We start from the raw sequence: 16,912 nt of genomic DNA on the forward strand, positions 1-16,912 counted from the left end.
CAAAGTAGCCTCGGTAGAGGCGCAACATTTGTAGTAGCAGGAGTTTTTTTTGAATTTTTGCTTCGGAGAAGCATAACTTGTTGCGTTGTTATGCTTCTCCGAAGCAATATAAACTACTAATAACCCACAATTACTTAATTTCAAAATTGAAGACGAGGAAGGGAGCATTTTTGCTCCCTTTTTTTGTTGAATCGTGTAGCGGGTTGCTCACAACCCGAAGAGTCTGTTCTGCAATAAAAAAAATGCAGAATATTTTTGCAATAAAATAATTGTATGTGAGGCGGATTGCTCACAATCTGAAGAAATAGGGTTTGAAGAAAATTTAAAATAATACACACTCATGGACATTCAATCACTCCAATTTCCGATTGGAAAATGGTCGCCCAAAGGAGACTACACCGCTGAAGAAATACAAGAACGCCTGACAACGCTGAAGATCATTCCTGCGGAGTATCGGGCGTTGACTGAACAACTTTCGCACGAAGAGTTACAAAAACAATACCGCGAAGGAAGTTGGACCATTCAGCAGTTGATTCACCACGTGGCAGACATGCACTTGCTTCATTACATCCGTTTCAAGCACGCCTTGACCGAAGATACTCCCAATGGCGTCGTGGCCAAAATTGATGCGTGGGCAACGATGCAAGAAGCCAAAACGGCACCTATTGGTTTCTCTTTGCAAATGATTGAAGGAACGCACGCCCGTTGGACGAATTTGATGGAACAAATGTCGGCGGAAGATTTTCAAAAGGGATACTACCATCCGCTTCGCCAAATAAACATCAAGTTGATTGACGCTTTGGACATGGGCGCGTGGCACGCTAAGCACCATTTGGCGCATATCAAGATTGCGTTGGGACAATAACCCAAAAAATGACCACAAACAAGTAGCGGCTAGGATGTGCTGCTTGTTTGTGGCCAAATTTTATGGTTTCGTTACGGCACTTTTACCACATCATTTGAAGAGAATTGCCATTGATTATCAAAGAAACCAGCCATTTTTACGCCTTTTGTACCTTCTTTGAGCATGGCAGAGCTGAAAATAAAATAATCAGGGAATCCGCTTCCTCCCGTAAAATACTGATTCGATTCGGTTGCCATCATCCCTGCCAAACCCGTACCTGTGACGGCTGCTACTGAGGCTAGGGGGCTGTCGGGACGAGGGTAGATAAAATATCCGCCTAAATCGTCGCCCGAAAGGGTTTCGTTGCCAACTTTCATGCTGCCTTTTTGAACCTGAATCGGACATTGGCCTAGTACTAAATTCCAAGCGCTGTTGGTAGTGGCATTGCCAAAAACAACCACACCACGGTCGGCGTAGGCCGCCAACGAAAACTCTTTGTCCGAAATCACATCTACCGCGCCATTGCCACGATAATACCAGGTTTCGGCATCATAACGTGCTTTGTTGTAAGCCCATTCGTTTTCTTCCTTGCTACCTGTTGTTCCATACACAAAGACCATCCGATGGTTGAATGCGGTTTTGAAAGTTCCGTTTCGGTGCGCTCCTTTTTGCTGAATCGACGGTTTTTCGGTGGCTTCCCATTTGTCTTTTTTACTAAAATATAAGGGTTGGTTGTTCAACTGGAAAGTGCCCGTAATTTCCTGATTATCAATTTTTAGCTTAAAAGACTGATTCGCTAAAAACGCCGAAGGATGCACGGTGAGCGTTTGTACGTTGTCGGTGGTAATAGCCAACGTCTTCTCGTTTAGCATTCGTTTTGCCTGAATGCGGCTGTATTGCAACGGCCGAATTTGTTGTTCAACCCCAATCCAATGGTAGTGAGAAGAAATAGCAGGGTTTGCCGTGGTAAAATCTAGGACGTCAGTATCTTCGGCTTTTTTTGAACGGTGCCATTTGAAATAATCAAAAAGCGGTGCCCAGTCCACACTGTGGTCGCCGTACCAGTGTGAGCCGTTGGGGTATTCGTAATACGAAAAATCATTGTGAAAAGCGCCCAGGGTGTTGCGCATTGTGCGGGCATATTCTACCGAAACGGTACGGTCGGCATCGCCGTGTAGGATGTAAATGCCGCTGGCTTTGTAGTTTTGAGCCAAGGCCATTACGTTGCTTGGATTACTGGCACGGAGTAACAATTGCTCGACTGGATTGGTGCTGTTTTCAGGAATTTTGCCATCGGCTGAGCCATAGCCCATCAAAGTTGGATAGCCCGCACAAGGGGCAATTCCTGCCCATTTTCCTGGGAAAGTCGCTCCTAAATACCACGTTCCGTGGCCGCCCATCGAGTGGCCTGTTAAGTAAATTTTTTGTGGATGAGGCTGGAATTTTTTCTCGGCAATGGCCAATACTTCCAGCGCATCTAAGCGCCCCCAGTCTTCCCAGTTGAATCCGCGTGGGCGGCGGTTGGTGGGCGCTACGAGCGTTCCCCAATCTTTGGGTTTGTAGGCGCGTGCTTGTCCAATGGCCTCTACGCCCGCTCCGTGTACAGAAAGAAACAAGGCTGAGGTGTCCGTTTTTTCTCCTTTTTGGGGCGCAACACCGTAGTATTGCACACTCCCGTCAATGTTACTGACAAATGTTTGACTATAATGCTCTTTGTTATTAACTGCCTGTAAAGTAAGGGTTTTGGTGTCAACCACTTTGCCATTTTGGAGTATAGAAACCTCACAAGTTACGTCACCGCGTTGCGTAACGCTGCTAGCATCTATTTTAAAACCAACTTTACGTGAATTGAGGGATGTAATGGTTGGAAGGTCAGTAGTTATTTCTTTTCCTTGTACCAACGCCCTGATTTTTAGTCCTATAAGTGGTTTTTCAGTGGCATTAAAAAGCACAATTCCTCCCCAAATTGGCTCGTTATTTTCTCCCAAAACCACGTGCGGAAGGGTGATGTCGGGAAGACTAAGGGAGATTAGCTTTTCGGGAAAAACCAATCGGGCGGAAATGCCTTGGAAACGCCCGCCCATACCGACGCGCACTATCAACTCGTTTAGTCCTTTTTTAATCTTTACGGGGCTATACATATATTCATAGCGGTTGGCATCGCCTCCGCGCGGAATGCCGTTGAAATACAGTCCCGCATGACCAGCCACGTTGAGTAGCGCCACGGTTTCTTTGGGCGATTGGTAGGTCAAATAAACGTAACCATTGGACATGGCCGCGTGGCGAAAACGTTTGGCAGTGTCGGCCGTTATTTTTTGCCATTTGAGCTCTTGGCCTTTCTCATTGGTGAGTAAAACGGTGCCCTCAGTGGGTTTGACAAAGGTTTTTTGAATCAACTGGTAGGCAAGCTGGTCGGTATAAATGGCTTCGCGGCCGTATTGATGGCAAGGACCAACTACCAAGCCTTCGGAAAAGGAGTGGGTGGTTTGGGCGTGAAGGTGATTAAGAAAAACAAGGCAAAAAGTAGTCACAAAAAGGTAAAGACAAGCTCTCATATATAATGGTGGTTTTATTTTTTTTTAAAGATAAACAAAATAGTTTTGGACATGGGCTGAAAAATACTTTTCAAAAGAAGAAGGAATAAATTAGGTATATCCAATGTATATTCTTACCTTTGAGAATCAATACTTTAAAGATAATACAATGCAAGAAGGAACAGTTAAATTTTTTAATGACACCAAAGGATTTGGTTTTATTACTCCATCCAATGGTGGCGCAGACATTTTTGTACACGTATCAGGCCTTGCTGATGATATTCGTGAAAACGACAATGTGTCTTTTGATGTGGAAAATGGTAAAAAAGGTCTAAATGCGGTTAACGTTAAAGTTATCTAATTTTAATCATATAAATCATTGAGTAAGAAGGCCGTCGCTATTGCAGCGACGGCCTTCTTTTTTGTATGTATGAATACAAAATGGTTTAACCAAGGGCAACGTCTAGGATCATCATGACCACAAAGCCACAGATGAAACCAAGCACAGAAATGTCGGTGTATTTGTCACGTTGGGTTTCGGGAATTACTTCTTCCACCACTACGTAAATCATGGCTCCTGCTGCAAACGCCAACGCAAAAGGAAGGACAGGCTGGAGATAAATAACGGCAACCGCGCCTAAAACGCCCGCTACGGGTTCAACAATAGCGGATAGTTGGCCATACCAAAAGCTTTTCCAGCGACTTACTCCGTGCCGACGAAGCGGCATGGCCACCGCGAAGCCCTCTGGGAAATTCTGAATGCCGATGCCGATGGCTAGTGTGATGGCTGCCGATAGCAAATGGTCGCCGCCGCTAATGGTCGCTGCGCCAAACAACACCCCCACCGCCAGTCCTTCGGGAATGTTATGAAGGGTAATGGCTAACAACAACAGCGTGGTTTTGTGCCATTGTGTTTTCATTCCTTCGCTTTCGTTTTCTCCAAAATTGATGTGTAAGTGAGGGGTAAATTTGTCTAAAAAATAAATAAACAGCGAGCCAAGTAGAAAACCCACGGCAGCGGGCATCCAAGGGACGCTGGGGAATAATTTTTCAGATTGCTCAATGCTGGGTGCTAATAGTGACCAAAAACTGGCCGCGACCATGACGCCACCCGTAAAACCTAACATGGCATCGAGTACACTACGATGAACCGTTTTGAAGAAAAAAACCAGGGAGGCGCCGAGTGCCGTAACTGACCACGTAAATGTCGTGGCAATCAAAGCAGCGTAAACGGGGCCTATTTCGCGTAAAAATTGTTCTAACTGTTGCATAAAGGTTGGAAGGCTAACGGGAGATTATTCTCCTTTGGTGGCACCTACTTTGGCAGTCCAGTCGTTGTACAATTTTTTTAATTCTTGTACTTTGGCAGGATGAGAGGTGGCAAGGTCGTAAAGCTCCGAACGGTCGTTTTCCATATCGTAAAGTTCCCATTTTTTGGTGTCTTTGGACCATACCAATTTCCATTTTCCCTGCCGAACGGCTCGACAGTCAAAGTGTTCCCACGCCAAATAAGGGTGGGGAGTACGGGTTTTCCCTTCCAAAATAGGCACTAAACTCTTCCCTTCCAAAGGCTTGATTGAATTTTGCAGGTATTGGCTTGGGTAGGTGGCTTTGGCTAATTCCAAACAAGTGGGCATAATGTCCATAATATGACCTATTTGCGGCGTCTGAAATGGTTTTTTGACGAGCGTAGGATAATGCACAATCATGGGAGTGGCAATGCCACCCTCGTGCGTAAATTGTTTGTACATTCGAAAAGGGGTGTTGCCCAAAGCTGCCCACTCTTTGCTGTACGTAGTGTAAGAACCCTTTTCGCCCGCTTTTTTTGTCAACGATTCTGCATAAGCTTTTTCGCCGAGGTCGCGCTGGGCGCGGTCGTTGAGCACTTCAGCACAAGCGCCGTTGTCGGACAGAAAAACAATGACAGTGTTGTCCCATTGCCCCGTGGCTTTGAGTTTGTCCATTATTTTTCCAATACCCGCATCCATGCGGCTGACCATGGCAGCATAAGCCGCCATTTTTAAGTCCCATTCGTCTTTATTGCTCACCGAAGACCAATCGGGGAGGTTGGCTTCTTTGGGTGAAAGGGCATATTTTTTGGGAAATACGCCCAACTGATACTGCTTCTTTAGGCGTTCAGCGCGGAGTGCATCCCAGCCTTTGAGGTAGCTACCACGGTACTGGGCGATGTCTTCTTCGGGTGCGTGAAGCGGCCAATGAGGTGCGGTGTAGGCGACGTAGAGAAAAAACGGTTGGTTGGAACCTCGATTTTGGTCAATGTAGCCAACGGCTTTGTCCGATATGGCGTCGGTCAAATAAAACTTTTCGGGAATTTTGTACGGTTCGTTGTCTTCGAGCAAAATTCGCCCAGGGAGTACTTCGTAGTAACTGGTTGCTCCGCTAATAAGTCCAAAATAGCGGTCAAAACCGCGCTGTAAAGGCCAATCAGGACGTTCTTCTCCCACGTGCCATTTGCCCGACATGTAGGTCTGATAACCTGCCGATTTTAGTACTTCGGCCATCGTTACGGTTTGTTTGCTCAGCCAACCTTGGGTTGAAGTTTCTTTGGAGCGGTCTTTGACTTTGGTCACGACCATCGTTCCCATGCCTGCTTGGTGCGGATACATGCCCGTTAGTAACGACGCACGGCTTGGACAGCAGCGGGCGGCGTTGTAAAACTGGGTGAATTTTACGCCTTTTGAAGCAAGTTTGTCGAGGTTAGGGGTATTGATTTCGGCGCCGTAACAGCCAATGTCACTAAAACCAAGGTCGTCGGCCATGATAATGACAAAGTTGGGACGCGAGGGCGTTTTTTGTCCCCAAACGATATCCATTCCCAGCATTAAGACCGACAAAATGAGCCTTTTCATGTTATTCAACTCCTTTGACTTGCATTTTGAGCGTGTAGATAGATTCCGATGCGGTGACAAACAACACATTGCGGTTTTTGCCGCCAAAACAAACATTACCTACCCAGCCCGACGGAATCGGAATATTGCCTAGTTTTTTTCCCGTGGGGTCATAGACGGTTACGCCGCGCCCAGTGATGTACAAATTCCCTAGGTTGTCGAGCGTAATTCCGTCCGAGCCTTGCGCCACAAAAAGTTGGCGATTGGTGAGCGTTCCGTCCTTGTTGATGTCGTATTTGTAGGTTTTTTGGTCACGGATGTCGGCCACAAAAAGATGTTTGCCGTCGGGCGTTCCCACAATGCCGTTGGGCTGTTTCAAGTTATCGTCCACCAAAACGGGCGTTTTTGCGCCTTTAGGCAAAAAATACACGCTTTGTTTCTCTTGTTCAGGCTTTTTATGTTCCCAATAATCACGCGGATAAAAAGGGTCGGTGAAGTAAATTCCCCCTTTGGGCGTAATCCAGAGGTCGTTGGGGCCGTTGAGTTTTTTACCCTGATAGCCCGAAAAAAGAACCGTTACTTCGCCTTTGGGAGAGATTTGCCACATTTCATTTTTTTCGTCGGCACAAGAAATGATGTTGCCCTTTTTGTCAAAAAACAGGCCATTAGAACGCCCCGTTTTTTCCATGTACACCCCCAAATTCCCTTCGGTGTCGTACTTCCAAATTTTGTCGTTGGGCTGATCGGTAAAGAAAATATTGCCTTTTTTATCAACGGCGGGGCCTTCGGTAAACTTAAACTGCTTCGAAATTTGCTGAAGGGTTGCGCCTGGTGCTATCAGTTGATTTACTTCCTCTTGCGCACGGCTTACCAACGGTAAAAAGGCAAGGGCTAAAATTGCGATGGTATTTTTCATTCGGTTAGTTGATTTGGTGTATAAGGACGTCCCAAGGCAAAATCTACTATTTTAGCTCAAAAGCGACGGTTTTGACGCGTTTACTGACGCTGCCATCGGCCTGTTTTTCTTCCAAAATCATTGCTTGCGCCGCTGGGAGTTCAAACACTTCTTGCATGTTTCTGATAGAGGCCGCAGGAACGCCCGCTTTTTCTAATTGAGATAAAAGTTCTTGTGAATTTATCCGCCCGATGGCTTGTGCTAATGCCTCGTTTAGGGCGGAGCGATTTTTTACCCGAAACGCATTTGTGGGAAAAAGCACTACCAAGTCCGTTTGTTGTATTACCCGACAAAGATTCTGAAATTGTTTTTCGGTGCCTACGGCCAATAAAACGGTTTTTCCATCTAGGCAAACGTAGGAGTCGCCGTAGGGAGCAATGTTGGGGTGTTGGGTGCCCATGCGCTGCGGAATGTGATCCGCCATGAGCCAGTTGGTCGCTTGGTTGACGAGCGAAGCCACCGCCGATTCAAACAACGACGTAGAAACGTACGACCCCTGTCCTGTTTGATAACGCCGAAGTAAGGCCAATAGAATACCTTCTTTCAACTGGTGAGCGGCCAAAACGTCAATCAAAGCCACGGGCATTTTGACGGGAGGGCCTTCTTTTTCACCGTTCATAAACATAAAACCCGCCTCGGCTTGCAGCACTACATCGAATGCTGGTCGCTCGCTGGTGTCGTCGAAGGCATTGAGTTGGGCAAAAATCAGGTTGGGTACCAACTGGGTGAGCGTTTCATAATCGACACCAAGTTTTTGGGCTACTACAGTACGGTAATTGCTAATGACAACGTCAGCACCTTTGATGAGTTCGTACGCTTGTTGGCGGTCGGTGGTATCTTCCAAATCCAGAAAATGTACCTGCTTGTTCCAATTGACGCTGGCATAGTAGGCTGAAGTAGCCAAAGTGGGGTTTTCGGAAGGGAGTTTCCACGAGCGGGTCATGTCGCCACCCGTTTTTTTATTTTCGATTTTGATAACGTTTGCGCCTAGTTCGGCGAAAAACATACCCACCGCAGGCCCCGCCAGAACACTGGCTAACTCTACGATTTTTAGCTGGTTAGTAAAAAATGATGAGGTCATACACAAATAGCTGCCTAAAAACGGCTAATTTTGCCGCGGCTAAAATTACTTATCAATGACAAACGAAGGTTACAATCCCGAAGAAATAAAATTACTACGGGAGGAATGCGAAGAAGAAGGCATGAACTTTGTTCATTGCGATGACGAAGACGAAAGCATGGCAGAAAATGACGAACTGGCTCACGTTCAGTTTGTTGGCGAATACAAAGGCCAAGAAGTCATTTATGATGCTATTATTTATACGTTACGCCTCCACCACAGTAGTTTGGTGTACGAGAAAGCCGTAGCGCAAGCTCAAAAAGTATTCCCAAAATACTTGCCGTTGGATGAACGTGGCCCAGGCTACAAAATCAAGCCCGAAGAGGAAGAAGAAGCGGAAGAGCTTATCACTGAGCTGATTGAGGCGATTGAAGAAGAAGAAGAAGTGAAAGTGAAAGAGCATTTGGAAATCGACACGGAATTTGAGTACGGGGTAGGACTAGATGCTTGTCTGAACGTAGAAGCAGTAACAGAAGAAGTAATTACTGATTTTGTGAATAACTTCAAAAAAGGCACCCTCAAGCTCGATTCAACGCTTTATTCGTTTCGTAACGATGAAGGCGACGGCGACGAAGAGTAATGCTAAGAACTTCTTTTGCAAAAAGCCCTCACACTTTTAAGTGCGAGGGCTTTTTATTTTCATCGGATGTGAGCATCCGACGGCACACTGACGTATATCCCCTCGTTTGGGTGAAAGGTTATTGAAATAGAAGTGCTAACTTGCGATTTCTTTCGTGTCCAATTCCGCTTCATCCATGAATTATACCTTTACGCTGGTACTGTGCCTGCTGTCATTCTGCTGTTTTTCGCAAGACGTTCAACTGTTTAAACCTGATTCGGTTCGCAAAGAATTTGAGGCGGTTAAGATTTCCAATAACCTCAAAGTAGATGGTCATTTGAACGACAAAGAATGGCAGTTGGCCAAGCCCAAAAGCGATTTTATTGAAGTTGACCCCCGACAAGGAGACAAACCCCGTCACCACACCGAAATTCGAGCTTTATTCAACCAAAACTACCTGTATTTGGGTGTTTTTAACCGTGATACTTTGGGTAAAAAATCTGTACGTGTCATTGATTTTAAACGCGATTTTAACACCCGAACCTCTGATTTTGTGGGAATGAGCATCGACGGTTTCAACGACCGTCGCAATGCAATGGTCTTTACCACCAATCCCCACGGTGTGCAGCGCGATTTCTTGTCTTTTGATGCTACGTATATTGATTTGGATTGGGATGGGCTTTGGCGGGTTCGGACGACGCGCTCGGACTCAGGTTGGGTTGCCGAATTTGCCATTCCTTGGAAAACACTACGTTACGCAAAATCAGATACAGAAACCCAAAGTTGGGGCTTCAATGTCAATCGTGGGCGCCGTATGACCAATGAAAACTACGCATTTTCGCCTTTCCCACGTTCGTTTAATGTCTTGCGAATGGACTACGCGGGTATTATTAAAGGTCTTCAACCGCCTCCGCCCACGGCCAACGTCCGAATACAACCTTACTTTTTGACTTCCTACGACCGTTACCGACAAATCGACGGCCGAAAACCCGAAGAGGCAGCGGTAAAAGTAGGAGGCGAGATAAAATGGGCGGTAAATTCGAGAGCAGTCTTGGATTTAACGTTCAATACTGATTTTGCGCAGGCCGACGCTGACCGACAAGTCAACAACGTTACACGTTTTTCGGTGTTGTTTCCCGAACGCCGTCAGTTTTTCTTAGAAAATGCCTCGCTGTTTGGGATTGGAATCGGGCCTGCGTCGGATATGTCGGGAGGAACGATGCGCATTCAACCGTTTTTTAGTCGTCAAATTGGGTTAGATGTAACAGGTAATCCGATCCCAATTGATGCAGGTGCGCGCTTTGTGAGTCGTTCGGCCAAAACAAATTACGGAGCCATGTACATCCGTCAGCGAGGGTCGGCCTCCTCGCCGCTAACCAATTATTTTGTCGGACGTTATTCAGAAAACTTGGGCAAACAAAGTCGTTTGGGGGCATTGGTAACGGTCAAAAATGATTCAGGAAATACCAATATTGTGGGCAACGTGGACGGTTTTGTTCGCTTTGACGAGGCGCATTCCCTCAATTGGATGCTCAACGTCAGCCATGATACGAAGGGCAACGTGACGGGGGCTGCGGGTGCGGCGCAGTATTATTATGCCACCAATCAATGGAAAATATGGTGGACGCAATCGCTCATTTCAAAATCATATAACCCCGCCGTTGGATTTACTTCGCGTTCTGACGTCATCGGGACTACGCCAGGTATATTTTGGTTTTATCGAGGCAAGCACGTCCCTTTCAAAAAAATCATCCGTTCGGTAGAACCGAGTTTGTTGGTTGAGTTTTACCACCAAGCGAGTACAGGGCGTTTGATTGAACGTTCGTACGGGTTAAGTCCCTTTTGGATAATGCTGCAATCGGGTGGTTTTATGGGGCACATCATGACGCCAACCTACCAGTATTTGACCGAGCCGTTTAGTCCGTTGGGGGTAAAAATCAACGCAGGAAACTATAATTATACGCGCCACGCTGTCTATTGGGGAAGTGATGGTTCCAAAAAAGTAAGCTTTAATTGGAACGGTGAATACGGAACATATTACAACGGTAAACTGAATACGACCAACTTTAGTATGTTAGTAGCGCCGATACCGCACGTTTCAATCACGGGAAGGTACAATCGGAATACTTTCAAGAATGTCGGGGTCAATAATACTTCTAAGAACATTGATTTGTGGTCGATAGAGGGGCGTTTTGCGGCAAACCCGCGTTTGCAATTGATTGGATTTTACCAAAGAAATACCGACACCCAAGCCAATAATTACAACATTCGCCTTTCGTGGGAGTACCAACCGTTGTCGTTTATTTACATCGTATTCAACAAACGCGAGTTTCAATCAACCACTCGCCTAGATACGCGTAGTCAGGAAGACCATCTTATCGCGAAAATTAGCTATTTAAGACAATTGTGAGTGTCGAATGCAGATTGCAGAATGTCGAGTGGGGGGATGACAAATTCCTAACAAAATAGAACATCCTAGGGTGAGCATAAAGTTGTTCTGGTCGTAACCTATGCTACCCACAGTAAGGTAAAGGCTAAAAAGTAGCCGTGTTGTTATTGCGCTAAGTAGCTGATTTCGGCGATAAATTGCTTGCCTCCTGGCGAAAGTTTTTCTTGGGCACGGGCCGACAATTTGATGATAATGCGGTTGTTGGCGCTGATATCAGGAAGTTTGCCAATCACTTTGACCCAAACACTTTGACTATTGTTCATATTTTTGACCTGAATCAACGACCCCACGGGTGCGGTGCGGTGGAGGGCTAAATATTTGCTGTTGTTGTCGGTGCCGTCCAATACCTCTGCCACTCCCGTTTCCATGATACGTTTGCCTGTGTTGGCAATTTTAGGTTCGGGCAAATTGGCATTCGTCGGGTCTTCGGGACGAACGGGTGGAGGGGGCAATTTTTCTTCGCTTGGCTTCTTGGCTTCGGTCAGTTTCACCGAATCCAATTTATTCTTCTTGAGATAATCTTGGTAAGTATTTTCTGAAACAATCAGCTCTTGCCCCGAACGAAGTTGGTCAGAGGTAAGTCCGTTCCAACGTCGGATATCGGCCATCAACACGCCGTACTTGATCGCAATTCCGTACAGCGATTGTCCGCCTTCGACTTTGTGCAAGCCTGTTTTGGGTGCTGAAATGGGGGCTGGTTTTACGTCTTCCTTTTCGGGTTCTTCCGTCGGAGTGGCGGTAGGTTTGGTATCTGCCTCTTTGCCTTTGTCTTCATCTACTTTGACAACGGGAGAGGTTTTCGATTGAATTTCGTAGTCAAGAACGAGCTTATTTCCTTCGGTTTTTTTATCCGTCTTTTCGGGTTCTTTGGCGGCGGTTTTTGCGGGTGAACCGCCCGAGCGGGCAGGGACACGCACCACTTGCCCAACGGAAAGGTTGTCCTTCATTCCTGGGTTGGCATCCTTCAATGCCTTAATGGTGGTTTGGTACTTACGCATCACTGCGTAGAGGGTTTGGCCAGGTTCTACTTTGTGAATGACGTATGTTTTCCCATTTTTATTCTCGATGCCCGTAGAGTCAAATGTAAAGGGAGAAGCCATGGCCTTTGCTCCCATCAACAGCGCTACTACTACAAGGCAACATCCAACTCGCGTAATCATGGTTTCGGCAATTTTATAACTACTAATTCTTGTAAATTTTTCAAATACACTAAATGGTGCTCATTGTAAAAAGACTCACCAAAAGCAGTACTCGTCACGTCGGTTTCAAGGGTTTCGTGGTGAAGCACCGTTTTTGATGTATTTACGACCAAGATAGAGCGGGATAGAGCAGTTGCGTTAGCGTGGTAAAGATACTGAAAAAACAAAATATGTCCACCAATTTCCCCATAATTTAGGGCTTTTTGGGGTGTTTTACCAATTATTTTTTGGACAAACTGACCGATAACCGAATAGTACGGGCTGCTTTCTGGGTGTTCGGTAGGAAAGCGCCAGGAAGCATTCGTAGCCGACTGCTCTAAGACAGAACCTGCCGAAAGGCTTCCGTCTCGTAAATGCCTGTACGTCATGTTTAGCTGCAAATCGCTTGGGGCTTGTGCAGTTTGAAGCAGCTGCCCGTCGGTAGCCACGAAGGAATACCCGTCTAGTTTCCAAAGCAATGCGCCCGTTTCGGCGTCGATGGCCAATAGCGACTTGGGAGCGGGTTGTTCGCTACCTGCATACGTATGAAACAACAAAACCCCCGAATAAAACCCAATCAGGCTGGTCCACCAATCGGCATCAGCGATTGTTTTTTTCCAACGAACAGCATCATTTTCTACGTCAATTACCGCCCATTCAACCCCCGACTTGCTCCGAAGTTCAACCGCCAATAAAGAAGTCGTCGTCTCCGCAGGAATTGTGTCAAAAATAAGTCGCCAAACGGGTAGCGAAAAGGTAAAAGTGTGGGTGGGGAGCATTTGGGAAGTCTTAGTACAACTGGGCTTTGTTGGAAAGTAATGACCAAATGAGGGCTAAAATGGCCACAATGCCGATGGCAAACGAAAGGCTGACGGCATTGGAAATGAGGCCAATGAGGGCAGGGCCAGCTAAAAATCCTGCCAAGCTAAAAGTATTCATGGTGGCTAGTCCTGCGCCTTTGGCCATGCCTGGGACGCGGGCTGCACTGCCGTATAAAATAGGTGCTCCACACGATACGCCTGCTCCAACTAACCCAAATCCTAAAATAGCTGAAAGGGTATAGGGGAGAAACACGGCAATTAGAATGCCTGATGCAGCGATGATTCCACCCGTAACAAGCACTTTTCGGCTGCCGTATTGCGGAATAAGCGCATCACCAATAAACCGCCCAGACGCCATAAAAAAAGCATAACAAGCAAATCCCCAACCAATGAAAAAGTCGTTGGCTTCTACCACTTCACGCATGTAAACTGCCGTCCAATCAGACATGGTACCTTCGGTGATGTTGGTACAAAGTGAAATGGCAATCATCCCCACCAGTACACGGTTGGGCCAAGCAAACTTAGCACCGCCTCCGCTTTTGAGTTTTTCTTCGTGAATGCCCATGATGATGGGCCGAGCCAAAACAATGATGGTTAAAATTGTGAAGGTGATGATGGAAACGTGTATCGCAGGAGGTACTTTAAAGCCCATCAGGACACTGGCCAAAGCTGAGCCTATCATTCCACCGCCGCTGAACATGCCATGTGATGTGGACATAATAAACGTCCCGTCTTGTTTTTCAATTGCCGTAACGCAGGTATTCATGGCTACGTTGGTAAAGGCAATGCCAATGCCTAAAAGTCCGAGTGAAATGGAGGTCATCCAAAGTGCAGGAACGTTGACAGGCAGTAGATAAACCAAGGCCATGCCCGTGAGTCCACCAAGGGTGGTAGTTCTCATGCCAAAACGATTGATAACCAGCGTAGAAAGAGGATTGGTGAGTGTCGAAGCCAATGGTAAGCTCAACAAGAGTAAGCCAAGCTGTGCATCGTCTAAGCCATATTTTTGTTTAACAAAAGGAATCCACGTGACCCAATTCCCAAACAGAAACCCCACCGACGCAAAGATAGCACCAATGGCTAGGCTGCGGTGGTTGGTAAAGTATGTTTTTAAGTGAGTTGTCATACCAAATTAAGAAAGCAATTGTTTTACGAAATCGAAGTTCAACGAATCGTAATTGGCAATATAAGCACTACAGGGTGGAAGCTCATTCGGACTATGCGAGGTAGTAACACCCACAACCTTCATGCCTGCGGCGAGTCCTGCTTTTACTCCCGAAACAGAGTCTTCAAAAACCACACAGCGGTTAGGAGAAATGCCCAAACGTTCGGCGCTTTTGAGATAAACTTCAGGGTTGGGTTTGTGCTGGGTAACGTCACGTTCAGAGAGCATCGACTCCATTATTTGCCCCAACAATGGAATCCGTTCCACCATCATATCTAAGTTTTCAAATGGGGCAGAAGTGGCAATACCCGTTTTGACGTTATTTTGCTTGAGGTCTTTCAAAAAAGGCAAAAGCCCCGAAATCGGCTCGGCAATGGAAGCATATAATTCGCGGAAAAGCGCCTCTTTCTCAAATTGGAGTTGAGCGAGTTCAGCTCCTTCTACGTTTTTTTTGAAAAAATAGCTCAAAATGTAGCTGTTGTGCTTGCCATACATATGGTTTTGGAGCTCTTCTTCGGTGGGAACGATGGCGTATTGGTCCAAAAATTTACGCCAAGCGATGTTGTGAGTGGGGTTGGTGTCGGCAATAACGCCGTCCATGTCAAAGATTACTGCAATTTCTGTCATTTCGTAAAAAGGGAGCTTTTCAAGAAGGAAACTCCGCTGGATTGTTTTGAAGCTACAAAAGTAATGCCTCTTTCTCAATTGACGCTACGACTTTGTTTACCTTTTCTAACACTATATTGCTTTTACGTTAACGTGGGAAGGGTTGGGTTACCGTGCTGAGGGTTGCTCATCGTGCAGAGGGTTGCTCACAACCCGAGTAATTTCCTGATATTAAAATTGCTTTTGAGGTAGCGAGTCGGGTTGTGAGCAACCCTCTGCACGCAGGATGGAAAACCAATTTTGGGAAATTGGTTAAAGACAACAGGATTTCTACTTAATTTACGTCAAAAAACCAATCCCTATCTATTTCAAACATGTTTAAATACGCAGCGATTAGCTCAGTGGCGGCAACCGTGATTTTGGCCAGCCAACTGACGCATCAACCCCAGCCCACCACCGAGTATGTGGTTACACCTGCCGCTTTTGAAACGGCTGCCAACAACTACAAAAATTTCTGCTCAGGTTGTCATGGTGAAAAAGTAGAAATGTTTGTGGATCGCCAGTGGAAACATGGCAAAACGAAGGACGATTTAATCAAAAGTATCACCAACGGCTACCCCGACAATGGAATGCCTGCGTGGGGAAAATCGCTCAAAAAAGAGGATGTCAACGCCTTGGCAGACTATATTTTGGAGGGACTCGATAAAGCAAGCAAGTACAGCTTTGCGTCAAAACCTAAATCAAATATTTTTACATCGGAAGACATGACCGTGAAACTCGACACCATTGCCAGTGGGTTGAGTAGCGCGTGGGGAATGACATTCTTGCCCGATGGTGATATGCTCATTACCGACCGTAACGGCAGTATTTATCGGGTGGATAGAGATAAACAGAAAGAAAAAGTAACGGGTGGGCCTGAGGTGCTGGCCGAAGGCCAGGGGGGACTACTTGATGTGGAACTCCACCCTAAATTTGCCCAAAACCAACTGATTTATTTTTCTTATTCGGCCTTTAAAACGGTTGATGGAACAAAACTTTCTACCACGGCCGTCATGCGTGCCCGACTCATGGGAAACATGCTAACCGACCAAAAAGTGATTTTTGAGGCATTGCCTTACTTAAAAACGCGCCACCATTATGGTTCACGTTTGGAGTTTGATCGTAATGGCTTCTTGTTTGTATCCGTGGGTGATCGTGGGCAGCACCAGCCGCTTTTTCCGCAGTCGGTTGAAAATGCCTGTGGAAAAATTCACCGAATCAATGACGATGGAAGCATTCCTGCCGATAATCCGTATGTCAAACAAGATAAAGCAATTGCGTCTATTTACTCGTTTGGGCATCGCAATCCGCAAGGTTTGGCCATGCACCCTACGACGGGCGAAATGTGGGAACATGAACACGGCCCACGCGGTGGCGATGAGTTGAACCTTATCCGCAAAAACGTCAACTACGGCTGGCCTACGATTTCGTACGGTATCAATTACGACGGAACAGTGTTGACGCCACTAACGGCCAAAGAAGGCATGGCGCAGCCTAATTTGTACTGGATTCCGTCGATTGGACCGAGCGGGATGGTGTTTGTGACGGGCGATAAATACCCTGCTTGGAAGGGCGACTTGTTGGTAGGTTCGTTGCGTTTTAAGTACCTCAACCGTTGTAAAATGGAAAACGGAAAAGTAGTAAAAGAGGAAATTTTGCTCGAAAACCTCGGGCGTTTGCGTAACGTACAAATGGGTCGCGACGGTTATATCTATGTAGGAGTGGAAGATCCAGGTTTTGTATTTCGTTTAGTACCTGTGAAAAAATAATCGTGGCTCAGGTTATGAATAACC

The 16,912-nt window shown here is 46.3% G+C and carries 14 protein-coding genes; 5 read left to right on the top strand and 9 right to left on the bottom strand.

The features are described from left to right. Positions 1 to 340 precede the first annotated feature (340 nt). Positions 341 to 865, top strand: coding sequence for a YfiT family bacillithiol transferase (locus AC23P2_RS18525; RefSeq protein WP_487774575.1), 525 nt, complete (start codon positions 341 to 343; stop codon positions 863 to 865). Positions 866 to 936: 71 nt separating this feature from the next. Here AC23P2_RS18525 and AC23P2_RS18530 read toward each other — a convergent pair whose 3' ends face one another. Further along, a complete protein-coding gene (locus AC23P2_RS18530) occupies positions 937 to 3,399 on the bottom strand; it encodes an alpha/beta hydrolase-fold protein (RefSeq protein WP_487774576.1) in 2,463 nt (820 codons plus the stop codon). Between the two features lie 148 nt (positions 3,400 to 3,547). On the opposite strand from AC23P2_RS18530, the gene AC23P2_RS18535 reads away from it, so the two are divergent. Then, a complete protein-coding gene (locus AC23P2_RS18535) occupies positions 3,548 to 3,739 on the top strand; it encodes a cold-shock protein (RefSeq protein WP_028526727.1) in 192 nt (63 codons plus the stop codon). A gap of 85 nt (positions 3,740 to 3,824) precedes the next feature. Here AC23P2_RS18535 and AC23P2_RS18540 read toward each other — a convergent pair whose 3' ends face one another. The 4 genes from AC23P2_RS18540 to AC23P2_RS18555 are packed head-to-tail and all read right to left on the bottom strand — an operon-like array spanning position 3,825 to position 8,263. After that, on the bottom strand, positions 3,825 to 4,649 hold the full coding sequence (locus AC23P2_RS18540; protein WP_487774577.1) for a ZIP family metal transporter: 825 nt from the start codon (positions 4,647 to 4,649) through the stop codon (positions 3,825 to 3,827). A gap of 24 nt (positions 4,650 to 4,673) precedes the next feature. After that, positions 4,674 to 6,248: an arylsulfatase gene (locus AC23P2_RS18545; protein WP_487774578.1), complete on the bottom strand. Its 1,575-nt coding sequence runs from the start codon at positions 6,246 to 6,248 to the stop codon at positions 4,674 to 4,676. A 1-nt stretch (position 6,249) separates the two neighbouring features. Further along, the gene (locus AC23P2_RS18550) at positions 6,250 to 7,143 is read right to left on the bottom strand and encodes an SMP-30/gluconolactonase/LRE family protein (RefSeq protein WP_122931268.1); all 894 of its coding nucleotides are present in this window, start codon (positions 7,141 to 7,143) and stop codon (positions 6,250 to 6,252) included. A 46-nt stretch (positions 7,144 to 7,189) separates the two neighbouring features. Beyond that, a complete protein-coding gene (locus tag AC23P2_RS18555; RefSeq protein ID WP_487774579.1) occupies positions 7,190 to 8,263 on the bottom strand; it encodes a CaiB/BaiF CoA transferase family protein in 1,074 nt (357 codons plus the stop codon). Between the two features lie 55 nt (positions 8,264 to 8,318). Here AC23P2_RS18555 and AC23P2_RS18560 point away from each other — a divergent pair, with 55 nt between their 5' ends. Continuing rightward, entirely contained in the window at positions 8,319 to 8,882 is a 564-nt protein-coding gene (locus AC23P2_RS18560; protein WP_487774580.1) for a hypothetical protein, read from the top strand. Positions 8,883 to 9,057: 175 nt separating this feature from the next. Next, positions 9,058 to 11,271, top strand: a complete 2,214-nt coding sequence (locus AC23P2_RS18565; RefSeq protein WP_487774581.1) for a carbohydrate binding family 9 domain-containing protein — start codon at positions 9,058 to 9,060, stop codon at positions 11,269 to 11,271. Between the two features lie 143 nt (positions 11,272 to 11,414). On the opposite strand, the gene AC23P2_RS18570 is transcribed toward AC23P2_RS18565, so the two are convergent. Genes AC23P2_RS18570 through AC23P2_RS18585 form a run of 4 tightly spaced genes read right to left on the bottom strand, consistent with a single transcriptional unit; the run spans position 11,415 to position 15,101 of the window. Then, positions 11,415 to 12,470 (bottom strand): LysM peptidoglycan-binding domain-containing protein, encoded by a 1,056-nt coding sequence (locus tag AC23P2_RS18570; protein ID WP_487774582.1) that lies wholly within the window; start codon positions 12,468 to 12,470, stop codon positions 11,415 to 11,417. Continuing rightward, positions 12,467 to 13,267 (bottom strand): DUF4905 domain-containing protein, encoded by an 801-nt coding sequence (locus AC23P2_RS18575; RefSeq protein WP_487774583.1) that lies wholly within the window; start codon positions 13,265 to 13,267, stop codon positions 12,467 to 12,469. Before AC23P2_RS18575 ends, AC23P2_RS18570 begins: the two co-directional genes overlap by 4 nt. A gap of 10 nt (positions 13,268 to 13,277) precedes the next feature. Then, positions 13,278 to 14,435: an MFS transporter gene (locus AC23P2_RS18580; protein WP_487774584.1), complete on the bottom strand. Its 1,158-nt coding sequence runs from the start codon at positions 14,433 to 14,435 to the stop codon at positions 13,278 to 13,280. Positions 14,436 to 14,441: 6 nt separating this feature from the next. Further along, complete coding sequence (locus AC23P2_RS18585) at positions 14,442 to 15,101, bottom strand: HAD family hydrolase (RefSeq protein ID WP_487774585.1); 660 nt, start codon at positions 15,099 to 15,101, stop codon at positions 14,442 to 14,444. Between the two features lie 353 nt (positions 15,102 to 15,454). Here AC23P2_RS18585 and AC23P2_RS18590 point away from each other — a divergent pair, with 353 nt between their 5' ends. Continuing rightward, positions 15,455 to 16,888 carry a PQQ-dependent sugar dehydrogenase gene (locus tag AC23P2_RS18590; RefSeq protein ID WP_487774586.1) on the top strand — a complete coding sequence of 478 codons (1,434 nt, stop codon included), beginning with the start codon at positions 15,455 to 15,457 and terminating at the stop codon, positions 16,886 to 16,888. Positions 16,889 to 16,912: the final 24 nt, after the last annotated feature.

The sequence above is a fragment of the Runella sp. R0.1_18 genome (assembly GCF_057652155.1).